4 protein-coding genes are annotated in these 18,294 nt (G+C 60.5%); all 4 read left to right on the forward strand.

Annotated features, from left to right (window positions below; genetic code table 11):
• The first annotated feature begins 6 nt into the window (after window positions 1–6).
• Window positions 7–11,604: a type I polyketide synthase gene (locus JX552_RS06980; protein ID WP_205876684.1), complete on the forward strand. Its 11,598-nt coding sequence runs from the start codon at window positions 7–9 to the stop codon at window positions 11,602–11,604.
• Between the two features lie 81 nt (window positions 11,605–11,685).
• Window positions 11,686–13,134 carry a DHA2 family efflux MFS transporter permease subunit gene (locus JX552_RS06985; protein ID WP_205876685.1) on the forward strand — a complete coding sequence of 483 codons (1,449 nt, stop codon included), beginning with the start codon at window positions 11,686–11,688 and terminating at the stop codon, window positions 13,132–13,134.
• A gap of 1,347 nt (window positions 13,135–14,481) precedes the next feature.
• Window positions 14,482–15,090 (forward strand): MmpS family transport accessory protein, encoded by a 609-nt coding sequence (locus tag JX552_RS06990; protein WP_346779298.1) that lies wholly within the window; start codon window positions 14,482–14,484, stop codon window positions 15,088–15,090.
• On the forward strand, window positions 15,087–17,993 hold the full coding sequence (locus JX552_RS06995; protein ID WP_205876686.1) for an MMPL/RND family transporter: 2,907 nt from the start codon (window positions 15,087–15,089) through the stop codon (window positions 17,991–17,993). The genes JX552_RS06990 and JX552_RS06995 overlap by 4 nt, the downstream gene beginning before the upstream one ends.
• Window positions 17,994–18,294: the final 301 nt, after the last annotated feature.

The following is an 18,294-nucleotide window of genomic DNA, read 5'->3' on the forward strand; positions in this document are numbered from 1 at the left end:
GCCGAAATGTCAGTATCGCGTGATCAATTGGTAGCAACGCTACGTCTATCCGCAAAGGAAAATGCCGAACTGCGTCGGCGCCACGACGAGTTCGTTGCTTTAGCATCGGAGCCGATTGCGATTGTGGGGGTGGGGTGTCGTTTTCCGGGTGGGGTGGATTCTGCGGAGGGGTTGTGGGAGGTGGTGGCGGGGGGTCGTGATGTGGTGTCGGAGTTTCCTAGGGATCGGGGTTGGGATGTGGAGGGGTTGTTTGATGCTGATCCTGATGCGGTGGGCAGGACTTATACGCGGTGGGGTGGGTTTGTTGAGGATGTTGCGGGTTTTGATGCGGGGTTTTTTGGGATCACTCCGGGTGAGGCGTTGGCGATGGATCCTCAGCAGCGGTTGTTGTTGGAGTGTGCGTGGGAGGCGTTGGAGGACGGGGGGATTGATCCGTTGGGGTTGCGGGGTTCGGCGACGGGGGTGTTTGTCGGGATTATGGCCTCTGAGTATGGGGGTGGGCCTGCTGGTGGGGTTGAGGGTTATGGGTTGACCGGTCAGGCGGTGAGTGTGGCCTCGGGGCGTATTGCGTATGTGTGGGGGTTGGAGGGTCCGGCGGTGTCGGTGGATACGGCGTGTTCGTCGTCGTTGGTGGCGTTGCATTTGGCGTGTCGGTCGTTGCGTTCGGGGGAGTGTGATTTGGCGTTGGCTGCGGGGGTGACGGTGATGGCGAGCCCGTCGGTGTTTGTGGGGTTCGCTCGGCAGCGGGGGTTGGCTGTTGATGGGCGGTGTAAGGCGTTTGCGGGGGCTGCTGATGGGACGGGGTTTGGTGAGGGTGCTGGGGTGGTGGTGTTGGCGCGGTTGTCGGAGGCGCGTCGGCGTGGGTATCCGGTGTTGGCGGTGGTGTGTGGCAGTGCGGTGAATCAGGATGGGGCCTCGAATGGGTTGACCGCGCCTAATGGGCCTTCTCAGCAGCGGGTGATTCGGGCGGCGTTGGCCAGTGCGGGGTTGGGTGTGGGGGATGTGGATGTGGTGGAGGCTCATGGGACGGGTACCACGTTGGGGGATCCTATTGAGGCGCAGGCGCTTTTAGCTACTTATGGGCAAGACCGGCCGGTTGATCAGCCGTTGTGGTTGGGTTCGGTGAAGTCGAATTTGGGTCATACCCAGGCGGCGGCTGGTGTTGCTGGGGTGATCAAGATGGTGCAGGCGTTGCGGTATGGGGTGATACCGGCGACGTTGCATGTGGATCAGCCCACGCCTCATGTGGATTGGTCGGCGGGGGCGGTGGAGTTGGTGACTCAGGCTCGGCCGTGGCCGGTGCGGTCGGGTCGGCCGCGTCGGGCGGGTGTGTCTTCGTTCGGGATCAGTGGCACCAATGCGCATGTGATTCTTGAAGAAGCTCCCACTGAGGTGGTGGTCGGATCAGTGCAGCGGGGCGGTGCGGGTGCGGGGGGTGGTGACGCTGCGTGGAGTGTTCCGGGTGTGGGGTTGTCGGTGGTGCCGTGGGTGGTGACGGCGAAGTCGGCGTCGGCGTTGGTGGGTCAGGCGGCGCGGTTGGCGGAATTTGTCGGTGCCCATCCCGAGGTTGATCCGGTGGATGTGGGGGTGTCGTTGGTGCGGCGTTCGGTTTTTGAGCATCGGGCGGTGGTGGTGGGGGCGGATCGGGAGCAGTTGTTGGCGGGGTTGGTGGGGCTGGCTGGCGGACAGTCGGGTGCCGGTGTGCTCAGTGGGCGCGCGCAGCCGGTGGGTAAGACGGTGTTGGTGTTTCCCGGGCAGGGCTCCCAATGGCTGGGGATGGGTGTCGAGTTATTGGATGGTGCACCGGTTTTCGCGCGGGAGATGCAGGCGTGTGCGGAGGTGTTTTCGGAGTTTGTGGATTGGTCGTTGATCGATGTGTTGCGGGGTGTGTCGGGGGCGCCGGGGTTGGATCGGGTGGATGTGGTGCAGCCGGTGTTGTTTGCGGTGATGGTGTCGCTGGCCGGGTTGTGGCGCTCGGTGGGGGTGGAGCCTGATGCGGTGATCGGACATTCCCAGGGTGAGATCGCTGCGGCGTATGTCGCGGGGGTGTTGTCGCTGCGGCAGGCCGCGCAGGTGGTAATCGTGCGTAGCAGGTTGCTTCGGGCGTTGGCCGGTAGTGGTGGCATGGTCTCGATCGCCTGCGGTGGGCATCAAGTGGCTCCGTTGGTAGCGCCTTGGGGAGAGCGGATCGCTGTCGCTGCGGTCAATAGTCCCTCGGCAGTGGTGGTTTCCGGTGACATGGTGGCCTTGCAGGAATTGCTGAGCTGTTGTGAGGCCCAGGGTGTGCGGGCTCGTCGTCTTGAGGTGGACTACGCGTCGCATTCGGCGCAGGTGGAGGCGATCGGCGCTGAGCTTGTGGAGGCACTGTCCGGGATCACGCCGTGTTCTTCGCAGGTCGGGTTCATCTCGACGGTCACCGGTGAGGTGATCGACGGGGCTGAGTTGGACGGTCAGTATTGGTATCGCAACTTGCGTCAGAGCGTGCAGTTCGAGCAGGCGTTGCATAGCGCTGCTGCGCAGGGCTATGGGGTGTTCATTGAGGCCAGCGCGCATCCGGTGTTGCTGTCGGCCGTCGAAGACGCATTGCCCGAGGGGGGCCACCGCCTCGGTTCTGCTGCGGCGGTGGCGGTCCCGACGTTGGGCCGCCAGGACGGCGGGCTGGACCGGTTCATGAAATCGGTGGCTCAGGCTTATGCGGCCGGGGTCGGGGTGGATTGGTCGGCGGTGTTCGCTGGTTCGGGGGGTGCCTGGGTGGGGTTGCCGACGTATTCCTTTGCGCGGCGGCGGTTTTGGTCGATGCCGTCGGTGTCGTTGTCTGCTGATGTGTGTGGTTTGGGGTTGGATGGGCTGGACCATCCTGTGCTGGGTGCGGTGGTGGCGCGCGCGGATTGTGATGAGGTGGTGTTGACCGGGCGGGTGTCACTGGCCAGTCAGCCGTGGCTGGCTGATCATGTGGTGGGTGGGGTGGTGGTGTTCCCGGGGGCGGGGTTGGTGGAGTTGGTGATCAGTGCCGGTGATCAGGTGGGGTGCGCGGCGATCGAGGAACTCACCCTGTTGGCTCCGTTGGTGTTGGATCAGAAGGCTGGGGTTTCGGTGCAGTTGGTACTCGGCGGTGTCGAGGCGTCCGGGACTCGGGTGGTCTCGGTGTATTCCCGTGGGGCGGACTCGGATTCGAGCTGGGTGTTGCATGCTCAGGGGTCGCTGGCAGCGTCGGTGGTGGCCACTGGCGGCGATTGGTCGTTGTGGCCGCCGGTTGGCGCGGCTGCTGTGGACGTATCCGGTGTGTATGGATGGTTGGCGCAGCGGGGTTATCAGTACGGGCCGGCGTTTCAGGGGTTGAGCGCGATGTGGCGCCTCGGGGGCGATGTGTTCGCGGAGGTGGTCGTGCCTGATGATCTTGACGTCAGCGGTTATGGGCTGCACCCGGCCTTGTTCGATGCGGCCTTGCACGCCGCGGTGTTTGACGCTGGTGAGTCTTCGGCAGGTATGGACGGCGATCACGCGGTGGTGCTGCCGTTTTGCTGGCAAGGGATTACCCTGCACGCCAGCGGTGCTCGGCGTGCGCGGGTGCGCATCAGCCATACCGGCATGGACACCATCACCATCGAGTTGGCCGACACCAGCGGAGTGCCTGTGTTATCGGTCCAAGCCCTGACATCACGCCCGATCAACACCCAACAACTGCAAACCACGCGGCACACCCAACACCGAGCCGCCCAGGGACTGCTGGAATTGGGCTGGGTGGCAATATCCTTGGCGCCCAACAACGTCGACTCCACGCTCGTTACCCCGGTGGTGTCCTGGCAAGACTACGCCACCACCTCTGACGCGCAGTTCGTGGTCTGGGACTGCCCTCCCGCCGATACCGCCGTCCCCGGATCGGTTTACACCAGCACCCACACCGCCTTAACCGTGATCCAATCCTGGCTCTCACAAGATGCTAGCGCTGTGATGATCATCTGCACCCATGGCGCGGTTGGCCTGCCCGGTGAGGACATCACCGATCTAGCCGGTGCCGCGGTCTGGGGCCTGACTCGTTCGGCCCAGACCGAACACCCGGGCCGGATCGTGCTGCTCGACACCGATACCCCAGCCACCGAACTGGACATACCCGTGCTGGTAGCCACCGCAGAACCCCAACTCCTACACCGCAACGGCACCACCTACACCGCCCGCTTGAGCCCGGTAGCAGAGATGCTGGCCGAGCCGGCATCGGACGTGGAATCAGTTCTGGCGCAGGCATTGTCGGTCGGTGCGGTGTTGGTGAGTGGGGGTACGGGGATGGTGGGTGGGGTGTTGGCCCGTCATGTGGTCACTTGTTATGGGGTGGGTGAGGTGGTATTGGTCGGTCGCCGCGGAGATGATGCTGCGGGGGTGGGGGCGTTGGTGGCGGAGTTGACTGAGTTGGGCGCGCGGGTCCGGGTGGTGGCCTGTGATGTGGCTGATGCGGTGGCGGTGGCGGGGTTGATGGATCAGTTGGTCGGAGAAGGGGTGTCGTTGAGTGCGGTGATTCATGCTGCGGGTGTTCTTGATGATGCGCCGGTAGCGTCGTTGAGTGCTGAGCGTGTGGATGCGGTGTTGCGGGCCAAGGTCGATGGGGCCTGGAATCTGCATGAGGTGACTAAGGGTGCGGGGTTGTCGGCGTTTGTGGTGTGTTCCTCGGTCGCGGGGTTGCTGGGTGCGCCCGGGCAGGCCAATTACGGCGCGGCCAATGCGTTTTTGGACGGGTTGAGTGCGCATCGGCGTGCGGCGGGGTTGCCTGCGATTTCGGTGCAATGGGGTTTTTGGGAACAGGCCAGTGCGATGACCGCTCACCTTGGCGAGGGTGAGTGTGCCCGGATGCGTCGCTGGGCCTTGGCGCCGATGAGCACTGAGCGGGCTTTGCAGCTTTTCGATACTGCCTTGGTGGTGGATCATCCCTCGGTCGTGGCTGCGCGCTTGGATCACGCGGTATTGGCTGACCCTACGTTGACTGTTGGGTTGCCGCCGGTGTGCAGTGGGCTGGTTCATCGTCGATTGCGTCCTAGTGTCGGCAATGGTGGCGGTGCTGCCGAATCGGCGTTAGTCGTCCGTTTGCGTGGGGTGAGCCCTAGTGAGCGGCATGATCTGTTGACCGAGGTGGTGTGTACCCATGCGGCGGTGGTGTTGGGCCTTGCCGATGGGGCAAAGATCCACCCCGACCGTGCTTTTGGGGATATGGGGTTTGACTCCCTAAGCGCTGTGGAGTTGCGTAACCGCCTTAAGGTCGCGACCGGGCTGGTGTTGCCTGCCACTTTGATTTTCGACTATCCCACTGCCCGTGTACTGGCCACCTATCTTGGTGAGCAACTCAGCGGCTCCGTGGCCCCGGTGCCGTTGCCGGTGCCGGCGCGGGTGGGACCTGATGAGCCGATTGCGATTGTGGGGGTGGGGTGTCGTTTTCCGGGTGGGGTGGATTCTGCGGAGGGGTTGTGGGAGGTGGTGGCGGGGGGTCGTGATGTGGTGTCGGAGTTTCCTAGGGATCGGGGTTGGGATGTGGAGGGGTTGTTTGATGCTGATCCTGATGCGGTGGGCAGGACTTATACGCGGTGGGGTGGGTTTGTTGAGGATGTTGCGGGTTTTGATGCGGGGTTTTTTGGGATCACTCCGGGTGAGGCGTTGGCGATGGATCCTCAGCAGCGGTTGTTGTTGGAGTGTGCGTGGGAGGCGTTGGAGGACGGGGGGATTGATCCGTTGGGGTTGCGGGGTTCGGCGACGGGGGTGTTTGTCGGGATTATGGCCTCTGAGTATGGGGGTGGGCCTGCTGGTGGGGTTGAGGGTTATGGGTTGACCGGTCAGGCGGTGAGTGTGGCCTCGGGGCGTATTGCGTATGTGTGGGGGTTGGAGGGTCCGGCGGTGTCGGTGGATACGGCGTGTTCGTCGTCGTTGGTGGCGTTGCATTTGGCGTGTCGGTCGTTGCGTTCGGGGGAGTGTGATTTGGCGTTGGCTGCGGGGGTGACGGTGATGGCGAGCCCGTCGGTGTTTGTGGGGTTCGCTCGGCAGCGGGGGTTGGCTGTTGATGGGCGGTGTAAGGCGTTTGCGGGGGCTGCTGATGGGACGGGGTTTGGTGAGGGTGCTGGGGTGGTGGTGTTGGCGCGGTTGTCGGAGGCGCGTCGGCGTGGGTATCCGGTGTTGGCGGTGGTGTGTGGCAGTGCGGTGAATCAGGATGGGGCCTCGAATGGGTTGACCGCGCCTAATGGGCCTTCTCAGCAGCGGGTGATTCGGGCGGCGTTGGCCAGTGCGGGGTTGGGTGTGGGGGATGTGGATGTGGTGGAGGCTCATGGGACGGGTACCACGTTGGGGGATCCTATTGAGGCGCAGGCGCTTTTAGCTACTTATGGGCAAGACCGGCCGGTTGATCAGCCGTTGTGGTTGGGTTCGGTGAAGTCGAATTTGGGTCATACCCAGGCGGCGGCTGGTGTTGCTGGGGTGATCAAGATGGTGCAGGCGTTGCGGTATGGGGTGATACCGGCGACGTTGCATGTGGATCAGCCCACGCCTCATGTGGATTGGTCGGCGGGGGCGGTGGAGTTGGTGACTCAGGCTCGGCCGTGGCCGGTGCGGTCGGGTCGGCCGCGTCGGGCGGGGGTGTCTTCGTTCGGGATCAGTGGCACCAATGCGCATGTGATTCTTGAAGAAGCTCCCACTGAGGTGGTGGTCGGATCAGTGCAGCGGGGCGGTGCGGGTGCGGGGGGTGGTGACGCTGCGTGGAGTGTTCCGGGTGTGGGGTTGTCGGTGGTGCCGTGGGTGGTGACGGCGAAGTCGGCGTCGGCGTTGGTGGGTCAGGCGGCGCGGTTGGCGGAATTTGTCGGTGCCCATCCCGAGGTTGATCCGGTGGATGTGGGGGTGTCGTTGGTGCGGCGTTCGGTTTTTGAGCATCGGGCGGTGGTGGTGGGGGCGGATCGGGAGCAGTTGTTGGCGGGGTTGGTGGGGCTGGCTGGCGGACAGTCGGGTGCCGGTGTGCTCAGTGGGCGCGCGCAGCCGGTGGGTAAGACGGTGTTGGTGTTTCCCGGGCAGGGCTCCCAATGGCTGGGGATGGGCCAACAGTTGTACAGCCAGGTGCGAGTGTTTGCTGACGTGTTCGACGCGGTGGCTGATGAGCTGGACCGGTATCTGCGGTTGCCGCTACGTGAGGTGGTTTGGGGCGCAGGCAAGGACCTGTTGGATAGTACTGAGTTCGCTCAGCCGGCGCTGTTTGCGCTCGAGGCTGCGTTGTTCGCAATGTTGAGACGCTGCGGCGTTCGGCCGGATTTCGTGGTGGGTCATTCGGTGGGGGAGTTGACCGCGGCATATGTCACAGGGGTGTTGTCGCTGGCGGATGCGGCCATGTTGGTAGCTGCCCGAGGCCGGTTGATGCAGGCTTTGCCCAGCGGGGGAGCAATGGTTGCAGTGGGAGCCGGCGAGGCTGAGGTGGCGCCGTTGCTGGTTGAGGGGGTTGGGATCGCGGCGGTCAACGCCGCAGAATCGGTGGTGATTTCTGGCGCGCAGGCCGCGGTAAACGGGATCGCTGAGGAGTTGGCTCGTCAAGGTAAACGAGTTCGTCGCCTGGCGGTTTCACACGCGTTCCATTCACCATTAGTGGAACCGATGCTGGAGGAGTTCGCCCGCGTCGCAGCCGATATTACGGTCAGTCCGGCACAGATTGCGGTGGTGTCAAATGTGACGGGCGAGCTGGCTGATTCAGATTTCGGCTCGGCACTCTATTGGGTGGAGCATGTGCGCGCGCCGGTGCGCTTCGCCGACAGTGTGCGGTGTGCGCGAATCAACGGGGCGACTCATTTCATTGAGGTCGGGCCCGGCGCCGGTCTATGCGCAGCCATCAATCAATCACTGCATCTGCCCGAGGAAGCGGTAGTGGTTCCGCTGCTGGGGAAGGAGCGCTCGGAGGTGCGCTCGGTACTCGCTGCGGTGGGGCAGTTGTTTACCTCCGGGGTCGGGGTGGATTGGTCGGCGGTGTTCGCTGGTTCGGGGGGTGCCTGGGTGGGGTTGCCGACGTATTCCTTTGCGCGGCGGCGGTTTTGGTCGATGCCGTCGGTGTCGTTGTCTGCTGATGTGTGTGGTTTGGGGTTGGATGGGCTGGACCATCCTGTGCTGGGTGCGGTGGTGGCGCGCGCGGATTGTGATGAGGTGGTGTTGACCGGGCGGGTGTCACTGGCCAGTCAGCCGTGGCTGGCTGATCATGTGGTGGGTGGGGTGGTGGTGTTCCCGGGGGCGGGGTTGGTGGAGTTGGTGATCAGTGCCGGTGATCAGGTGGGGTGCGCGGCGATCGAGGAACTCACCCTGTTGGCTCCGTTGGTGTTGGATCAGAAGGCTGGGGTTTCGGTGCAGTTGGTACTCGGCGGTGTCGAGGCGTCCGGGACTCGGGTGGTCTCGGTGTATTCCCGTGGGGCGGACTCGGATTCGAGCTGGGTGTTGCATGCTCAGGGGTCGCTGGCAGCGTCGGTGGTGGCCACTGGCGGCGATTGGTCGTTGTGGCCGCCGGTTGGCGCGGCTGCTGTGGACGTATCCGGTGTGTATGGATGGTTGGCGCAGCGGGGTTATCAGTACGGGCCGGCGTTTCAGGGGTTGAGCGCGATGTGGCGCCTCGGGGGCGATGTGTTCGCGGAGGTGGTCGTGCCTGATGATCTTGACGTCAGCGGTTATGGGCTGCACCCGGCCTTGTTCGATGCGGCCTTGCACGCCGCGGTGTTTGGCGCTGGTGAGTCTTCGGCAGGTATGGACGGCGATCACGCGGTGGTGCTGCCGTTTTGCTGGCAAGGGATTACCCTGCACGCCAGCGGTGCTCGGCGTGCGCGGGTGCGCATCAGCCATACCGGCATGGACACCATCACCATCGAGTTGGCCGACACCAGCGGAGTGCCTGTGTTATCGGTCCAAGCCCTGACATCACGCCCGATCAACACCCAACAACTGAATGTCGGCACTGGCGCGGAGGCCACCGTTCACCCCTTGCTGGAGCAGGTGTGGAAGCCAATCCCGGCAAGTACCGACATTGGTGAGCATCGGGTTCCACGCAGGGTGATGTGTTGGGACGACTTGCTCATGGCCGAGGCTGCGGGCCACGGTCACGCGGATACCGGCGATGTTGGTGAAAAAGCGGTTGTGATGTGGCAGTGGGCATCTGAAGACCACACTGTGGACTCAGTTTATGCGGGCACACACGCTGCATTGGAGGTGCTGCAGCATTGGCTGGTCACCGATCGGGCGGGTGTGTTGGTGATGTTCACCCAAGGTGCAGTGGGGCTCCCCGGTGAGGACGTCACTGATTTGGCCGGTGCCGCGGTCTGGGGCCTGACTCGTTCGGCCCAGACCGAACACCCGGGCCGGATCGTGCTGCTCGACACCGATACCCCAGCCACCGAACTCGACATACCCGCGCTAGTAGCCACCGCGGAACCCCAACTCCTACACCGCAACGGCACCACCTACGCCGCCCGCCTGTCTGAGATGAAGGCCATTGCGGAGGTCGCGGAGAGTTCGGGCGTGGCAGACGCTCATGACCCCGCCGGACTGGTTATTAGGAGCGGTGGGGGACCGGTAATCGATCGGGCCGGCGCGATGTTGATCACTGGTGGCACGGGAATGGTGGGTGGCGTGCTGGCCCGTCATGTGGTGACCCGCTACGGCGTGGGTGAGGTCCTGTTGGTCAGCCGCCGCGGCGAAAACGCGCCCGGGGTGGGTGAGTTGATGGCTGACTTGAGTCAGGCTGGGGCGCGGGTCAGGGTCATGGCGTGCGATGTGGCAGATCGCAGTGCCGTCACGGAGTTGATGTGCCAGCTCACTCAGCAGTGTCTGCCCTTGATTGGGGTGATCCACGCTGCCGGGACCGTAGATGACAGCTCAGTTTGTGCGTTGGCGCCGGATCAGTTGGATGTGGTGTTGCGGGCGAAAGTGAATGGCGCCTGGAACTTACATCAGGCGACCGCTGATATGGGATTGTCGGTGTTTGTGTTGTGTTCGTCAATGGCTGGGCTGTTGGGGACGCCAGGACAGGCTAATTATGCTGCGGCGAATGCATATTTAGACGCATTAGCCGCACACCGACGCAGCAACGGATTAGCCGCCACCTCGTTGCAGTGGGGGTTGTGGGAACAACTCAGCAGTGTGACCGCGCACCTGCGCACTGCTGATCGGGCCAGAATGCTTCAGGCCGGTCTGGCCCCGATGACCAATACACAGGCCACTGAGTTCTTCGACAGCGCACTGGTTGCTGAACGTCCGTCCGTGATTGCCACCGCTTTGGAGCGCACCAGCCTTGGAGACCCGGACCTCACCGCTGGGCTACCACCACTGTTCAGCGAATTGATTACCCGTCCTATCAGGCGCATTGTGACGCCACCACGCATGTCCGGGACAAACCTTCTTTCTAGCCGATTGGTTGGGCTAGACGCCCCAGATCAACTCCAAATAGTGAGAGAGTTGGTTGCCCTAAATATTGCAGATATACTCGGAATTCCAAATGCCGATCGTTTTGAATCAACACTCGAAAATTCTGGGGTGGATTCTTTACGGGCCCTGGAGATAAGAGATCGTCTGAGTTCCGTCACGGGTTTGAAGTTGCCGCCAGCCGTGGTTTTTGACCACAACAGTATCGACGGATTGGCTCGTTTCATTCTAGATGAGATGAACGCAAATGAACGAAGTAATGGTGAGCTAGTCACGGCGTCCACCGATGGGTGCGGCGCGACTTCGTCGCCGATCCTCCCTCATGATTCGCTTGAAGCGCTTTTCAAGAAGTCGGTTGACGAAGAAAAGCTCGCCGAGGGGTGGCTCTTGTTGCACGCTGCGGCCCAGCTGCGACCCAGGTTTTCGGCTGAGTGTGACACGAGTAGTTTTACCGGGCCCACGAAGTTTGCTGACGGACCTGAATCTCCGCATTTGGTATTTATGTCCACCTCAGTCTACGGCGGAGGCGTTCATAATTATGCAGCTATTTCCTCGAGATTCGTGAATAAAAGGCCCGTATCGGTGGTTCCACTGCCGGGGTTCTCGCCGGGAGAGGCGCTGCCTGATTCAACAGAGGCCGGAATCGAGGTCCTGGCGCGCATGGTCGCTAACGCGGTGGGGGATGATCGTATTGTGCTTGCCGGAGAGTCATCGGGCGGAAAATTTGCGTACGCGTTGGCAAACTACTTCGAACAAAAGGGAAATTCGAGCCTGGTTGGCGTGGCACTACTCGACTCATTTCGACATCCTCCCGGCACTCTGATTTTCCAGAAAGAATTTTTTTATCGACAGTTCGACAGGCAGCATCGTCTGGGTCTATACACTGCGACGAGGCTAACCGCAATGACCGTGTGGTCAGAGATGTTGACACAGTTATACGATGGCCCAATTGATACGAAGGTGTTGTTCGTGCAATGTGATCGGCCGTATTTTTGGGAAAAGTCCGAGTTGGGAGAGCGTCGGGATATCCTGGCGGAGCCATGGTATTCGACACAGACCGTACGCACGGTACCAGAGGACCACGGAACAATACTCATCGATGGCATAGAGGCAGCACAAGCTCTTGAAGAGTGGTTAACCGATTCAGTGGCACCAAACCGCGTCGTCGGGATAAGTAACGCCGCGACGTGTGTCGTGTAGATCGGATGCGGAAAAATGGTTAGCACTGCACAGTCGGAATCCGAGTTGGATGGCGGTGGCAGCGCAGGTGCTGGTAAACCCATGACCACGCTGTGGGTCATCTTAATCGGCTATTTTATGATAGCGGTCGATTCAAGCATTGTCCTCGTCGCCAACCCGAGCATCATGGCCGAACTCAACACCGATTACGGCACGGTTATCTGGGTGACAACGTCCTATGCGCTGGCTTACGCAGTGCCCTCGTTGGTAGCTGGCCGGTTGGGTGACCGGTTCAGGGTCAAGAACTTGTACCTGATCGGATTGGCCCTGTTCACTGCGGCTTCATTGTGGTGCGGCTTATCCGACGGCATCGTCATGCTGATTGCCGCTCGCGCGGCGCAGGGCCTGGGCGCCGCGGTGGTCAACGCCCAAATTCTGACTATCGTGACCTTGGTTTTCCCAGTCGAACATCGCGGTACTGCCACAAGCATTTGGTCCGTCGTGGCAAGCGTCGGATTCTTGATCGGGCCACTGGCCGGCGGCGTCCTAGTCGAGATGCTGGGTTGGCAATGGATCTTTTTCGTCAACGTCCCGATCGGCGTAGTCGGACTGGCGCTCACCGCACGATTCGTCCCGTCGCTTCCGACTCGCACACACCGATTCGACTTAATCGGTGTCGCGTTGTCTGGGACGGGCTTGTTCCTTGTTGTTTTCGCGATCCAGGAAGGCCAGGCGGTTAGCTGGGCACCATGGATCTGGGCGATGGTCTTCAGTGGCGCCGGTTTCATGCTGATATTCATTTGCTGGCTATTGCTCAACACGCGTGAACCGCTGATTCCGATACATATCTTCGGCTACCGTAACTTCACACTATGCAGCCTCGGAGCTGCGTTGATGGGTTTCGCCATGACCGCAGTGATGCTGCCGGGGATGTTCTACGTGCAGTCAGTATATGGATTCTCCCCGATAGGTTCGGTACTGCTTATTGCGCCGATATCGGTTGCGGCCGGCTTGCTTGCGCCGCTCGTGGGTAAGTTTATCGATCGGCATGGTCCACGCCTGGTGGTCGGATGCGGCTTTTCAGTGGTCAGTGTCGCATTGACCTGGCTTTCGATCGAAATGACCCCGACGACACCTGTCTGGCGATTGATTTTACCCAATGCGGCATTGGGAGCGGGGATAATATTTGTCTGGCCTGCGCTCGCCGCCAATGCCACACGCGACTTGCCGCCATCGCTGGTAGCTGCGGGTTCGGGGGTGTACGCAACGTTTAGGTCGTTTGGCGAAGTGCTGGGAAGTGCGCTGATGGCCGCGTGGATGACATCTCGAATCGCCGCCGAGGTTCCGGCTGCTGTTAGCGAAATTCATGCGGCTGTGAAAGGCGCCACCGAGCACGCTGTTCTGCAATTGCCCGGCTTTTTGCGAGAACCGTTCTCAGTGGCGATGTCGCAAGCGATGCTACTTCCTGCGCTCATCGCATTGATCGGCGTTGGAGTAGCGGGATGCATGAACCGGCGCGTCAGTTCGGCAGTGAGGTCTGCTGCACGATAGGTGACACCCGAGATCGCTTGTCCGGGATCGGCGGACTGGAAGGACGTCGTTCTGCTCAGGCATTGTCCCTAAGAGTCCCGCGGCGACGCCGTCCGTTGCCCGCAGCCGGAGCGATTTCGCGAGCCATTCCACTGGCCTGCTTCGCCACGCTAGGGATCCATCTGCCGTCCCGTGACACCGATATCAGCCGGGATTGCAGTTGAGCCCCGTCCCCGAGCGCTACCCGCCGCCTAGTGGGTGCCGGGCTGTGCACGCCAATACGCGACGAATGGACTTTCTGGTGATGGCGACAAAGAGGGTCACCGGCCCTGAACCGAAGCCGCGACCAGTCCTGGGTACCACCCACTCTGAAAGAAACCCTTCGACGATATGCAAGGAACGACTCCGATTTCCTGTACTGCCTCGTAGCCGCGTTAGGCTTCGACGCCATTTTTCTTGACGACAATCGGTTTGTTCCGCTGCGCCGGGGTGCGAAATCAGGCATGTATCGGGGTAACGTCGCAGATCACAGGTATTCTGCGCGCGCGGGAGCTCTGAGGGACCAAATAGTCGCGCCGGCATCCAATGACGGTCGGCGCACAATTTTTCTCATCTTGCGCAAGCCACTTTGTCAAACCTTGTACTAGACGGGTTCAGGCAAGTCAGCGCACTCTTCGAGGGTCACCTGCAAGGCTTAGCGTCTGCCGCCGCCCTCAGAAGTGACTAGACATGGGCTTAGCCGACCGCACTAACAAATCCGGAAGGTGAAGAAGATGTCGTATTCGCGGCTAGCGGTGGCAACATCTGACATAACGGATCGTCGTGCAGCGGTGTGCCGATGAAGGCGACGACGGAACTTCGCCTCTTTACGGCTTGCTCGTCACTGGTGGCGGCAAAGTTTGCATCGTTCGTCTCAGTGGTGGCGCTCGGAGTGCCTCGAAAACCGGGTGCAGCGCCGCTGAACGTACCGCGGTATTTCATCGGTGAGCGAAACATGGTGCGGACGCCAGAGATTTTCGAGTGTCTACTCGACTCTTGCGCGCGGCCGCTGTCCACGCTGTCGTGCGCCTATCCAGTGATGAAGATGTTGACGATGAGTCGCGGGCCAACGGGGGCAGCTGGCCAGACCGGCTGGGCGGTGTCCTTGCGTTCTTTGCGCGGTGATGTGGTCGATTTTGTCGCTGACCGGAGATGGCGGGGGAGAACTCGTGCAGTCCGGGGAGGTCGAAGCTGTGAACGCGCACTATGTGACGGAGCTGCCGCCGACAGATACCGAGGTAGCCGGGAAAACGAGTGACGAACTACCCAAATCCGTCGATAAAGAACAATGCCAGTCAATAACCCGTATCACACCGCGGAGGCCAGCAGATGTCGAGCTACGAAAAAGCTGGGGCTGCCCGCATCACATTTATCGGGCTGCGGCGCATGCTGAATGAGCGGCTAATGGAAAAAGAGTCCCTCAGCCACGAGGCTGAGCCGCCTCTCCTTTCCTGCTTGGACATGCGCGGCGCTGCACTGGCCGCTAACACAAGAAGGGCGACGCAGGTAGCGAAATTGTTGAGAAGGATTTGGCTCGTGGTGGTCATTGCGGTAGTCGGCGCGGCGGCGACATTTGCCATTCATCGCCTGCGTGGTGTTTTCGGAATTCACAACAATATTTCGGACCGAGTGGCAGTGTCCGATGACATGAAACCGTTTAATCCGAAGAAGATCGCCTACGAGATCTTCGGGGCGATAGGCACCGTGGCGAGTATCTCATTCCTCGACCTCAATGAACAGCCCAGGTTCGTGAGTGAAACTACGACGCCCTGGTCGCTTGAGGATATAACAACATTACCTTCGGTCAGCCTCAGTATAGTCGCGCAGGGAAATACCAATGAAATCGGCTGCCGGATACTTGTTAATGGCGAGGTGCGAGCCGAGAGAGTTGTAAACGAAGTTAACGCCCAGACATTCTGCGTGGTGAAATCCGCATGACCGGCAAGCGGAGCGCTCGACCGGGGCTAGCGCATACAATTAATCGGCTCGCGGTGCCTATTATCATGTTCTGGTTGGCATTCACTTTCATCGTCAATGTGTTCGTGCCGCAACTCGGATCAGTGGGGAAGGCTCGTTCGGTGCCGATGAGTCCTGATAGTGCGCCGTCATTACAGGCAATCAAACGCGCTGGAGCGGTTTTTCAGGAATTCGACTCCGATAGCGTCGCGATGATCATCCTCGAGGGTGACAGGCCACTTGGTGACGACGCGCACCGCTATTATGACGAATTAGTGCGCAAGCTTTCTCAAGATCGTCACGTACAACACATCCAGGATTTTTGGGGAGACCCGCTGACCGCGGCAGGTTCGCAGAGCGACGACGGTAAGGCCGCCTATGTTCAGGTCTACCTGGCTGGCAATCAAGGGCAAAGCTTGGCAAACGAATCGGTCGCCGCGATCCGGCACATTGTGGACAGTACGCTGGCGCCTGCCGGCGTAAGGGGCTATGTGACCGGCTCAGCGGCGCTGACGACGGACTTCTTGGACGCCGGGGACCGCGGAGTTCAGAAAGTCACCGTCATAACGATTCTAGTAATTGCGGTAATGTTGCTATTCGTTTATCGCTCGCTCGTCACTGTGATCGTCGTTCTTCTCATCGTCGGTATTGAACTGGCCGCGGCGCGCGGAGCTATTGCCTTCCTTGCGTTACATAACATCGTCGCTCTTTCGACTTTTGCCGTCAATCTGTTGGTGTTGCTCGCAATAGCAGCGGGCACGGACTATGCGATTTTCGTCGTTGGTCGTTATCAGGAGTTACGCCGTGCCGGCGCCAATCGCGAATCCGCGTTCTACGCAATGTTTCGCAGTACTGGTCATGTAGTGCTGGGCTCAGGTCTGACCGTTGCGGGTGCCATGTATTGCCTGAGCTTTACTCGGCTGCCTTACTTTCAAACACTGGGCGCACCCTGCGCAATAGGAATGCTTATCGTCGTCGCGGCTGCGCTCACCCTCGGACCCGCGGCACTTGCCGTTGGCAGCTACTTCGGCTTGTTCGAGCCCAGAGGGCCAATGAACACCCGCGGATGGCGGCGAGTCGGAACTGCGATCGTCCGGTGGCCCGCGCCAATCTTCGCGGCCGCCTGCGCTGCGTCACTCGTTGGCCTACTCGCATTGCCCGGGTACCGAACAAACTATGACAATGCACGCTATCTCCCTGCCGACACACCGGCGAATCTTGGCTATCACGCCGCAGATCGCCACTTCACACAAGCCAGGATGAACCCGGAGTTGTTGCTCATCGAAAGTGACCATGATTTGCGGAACCCCGCCGGCATGCTGGTGCTCGACCGAATAGCCAAGAGCGTTTTCCATGTTCCCGGGATTGCCCGTGTTCAGGCTGTGACAAGACCGCTAGGAACCCCAATCGCACATACATCAATCCCGTTTCTTATGAGCATGCAAAGTGTGACACAGAGCGAGAACATGCAATTCATGAAGAAGCGTATGGCGGACATGCTGACTCAGGCTGATGCCATGCAACAAACCGTCGACACGCTACAGCGTATGTATAACGTAATGTCTGAACTAGTAGCCAACACACACCAGATGGATGGCGACACGCATGAAATGGATATATTCACGCGCGAGCTAAGAGATCACATCGCCGATTTCAACGATTTCTGGCGGCCCATCCAAAGCTACTTCTATTGGGAGCGGCACTGCTTCGACGTTCCCATATGCTGGTCACTACGGTCGATATTTGACTCACTTGAAACTGTCGATCAGTTAAGCGAGAAGCTGGACAAGCTGACAAATGATTTCGATGTGATGGATGCTCTAATGCCGCAGATGCTTGCCCAGCTACCCCCTCAAATTGAATCGATGAAACTGATGCGGACCTTGACGCTATCCATGCACAGTTCGATGTCGTCAATGTATGACCAGCTCGACGTAATGAGCGAAAACGCTAGCGCTCTCGGACAGACTTTCGATGCGGCTAGAAACGATGACAGTTTCTACCTGCCGCCAGAAGTATTTGACAACCCTGATTTCAAACGCGGATTGCAGAAGTTCCTGTCACCTGATGGCAGGGCCGCTCGCTTCATCATTACTCACGAGGGGGATCCTGCCGCGCCAGAAGGGTTGTCGCGAGTTGATCCGATCAGACAAGCGGCAAAAGAAGCAATTAAGGGAACACCACTGGAGCGCGCTAAGATCTATATCGGCGGTGAGGCCTCGGTATACAAAGACCTCCGCGATGCGTCCAGTTATGACTTGTTGATCGCTGGCGTCGGAGCAGTGAGCCTGATCTTGATCATCATGCTGGTGCTCACGAGAAGTCTCATCGCCGCTTTTGTGATCGTAGGCACTGTGCTCCTTTCGCTCGGCGCTTCGTTTGGCCTTGCCGTGCTGCTTTGGCAGTACGTTCTGGCTATGGAATTGCATTGGATGGTTCTTGCGATGTCTGTGATTCTGCTCCTAGCAGTGGGATCCGATTACAACCTGCTGTTGGTGTCACGGTTTCGAGAAGAGGTAGGTGCCGGAATAAAGACCGGCGTGATCCGTGCGATGGCGGGGACCGGAGGGGTGGTGACATCCGCAGGCTTGGTGTTCGCCGCTACTATGACGTCCTTTGTGTTCAGCGATCTGCGCGTTATTGGCCAGGTGGGCACCACCATTGGTTTAGGCTTGTTGTTCGACACATTGGTCGTGCGCGCGTTTATGACACCGTCGGTCGCGATTCTGCTCGGGCGGTGGTTCTGGTGGCCGCAGAATGTGCGCTCACGTCCCGCCCGTCCGCATTGGGGTCGGGCCCGGAATCCGAGCGAGGGAAGGCGGGAAGTCGTTCACCCATCGGTCCACCCCACGGAATCCAGTGCGGTGTTGGCCGGTGAGCGTTGACGAGTTCCCACTCCTTCGGAGGCGAGCGCGAGGTCGATGTCCTTCGGTCGCTGGACCTGCCTCGGTCACCAAAACGCAGCAGTGATCGGCGTAAGGGGGATAGCGTCATGGCGATGGCGTAATGCCTCCATTGTCAGTGCCAACAAAAGTCCGCGCATTCTCCCCGGGAATCGTCAAAGCCACCCACGCCCTCTTTTCCGTTTGACTTCCCCACAGAGGTCCGGGTGAGGTATCGCCCAAGGCTGCAGGTTTCTTGGGGTAACCCGGAGGACCGGACGCGGCGGCTCCTCCGTGCGATCTC

The organism is Mycobacterium gordonae (genome assembly GCF_017086405.1).
Taxonomy (GTDB): Bacteria; Actinomycetota; Actinomycetes; order Mycobacteriales; family Mycobacteriaceae; genus Mycobacterium; species Mycobacterium gordonae_D.

What these genes read in the sequence shown, in the direction of transcription:
- JX552_RS06990 (WP_346779298.1), top strand. Translation starts at nt 14,482, where the DNA reads ATGTCGAGCTACGAAAAAGCTGGGGCTGCCCGCATCACATTTATCGGG.
- JX552_RS06980 (WP_205876684.1), top strand. Translation starts at nt 7, where the DNA reads ATGTCAGTATCGCGTGATCAATTGGTAGCAACGCTACGTCTATCCGCA.
- JX552_RS06985 (WP_205876685.1), top strand. Translation starts at nt 11,686, where the DNA reads ATGACCACGCTGTGGGTCATCTTAATCGGCTATTTTATGATAGCGGTC.
- JX552_RS06995 (WP_205876686.1), top strand. Translation starts at nt 15,087, where the DNA reads ATGACCGGCAAGCGGAGCGCTCGACCGGGGCTAGCGCATACAATTAAT.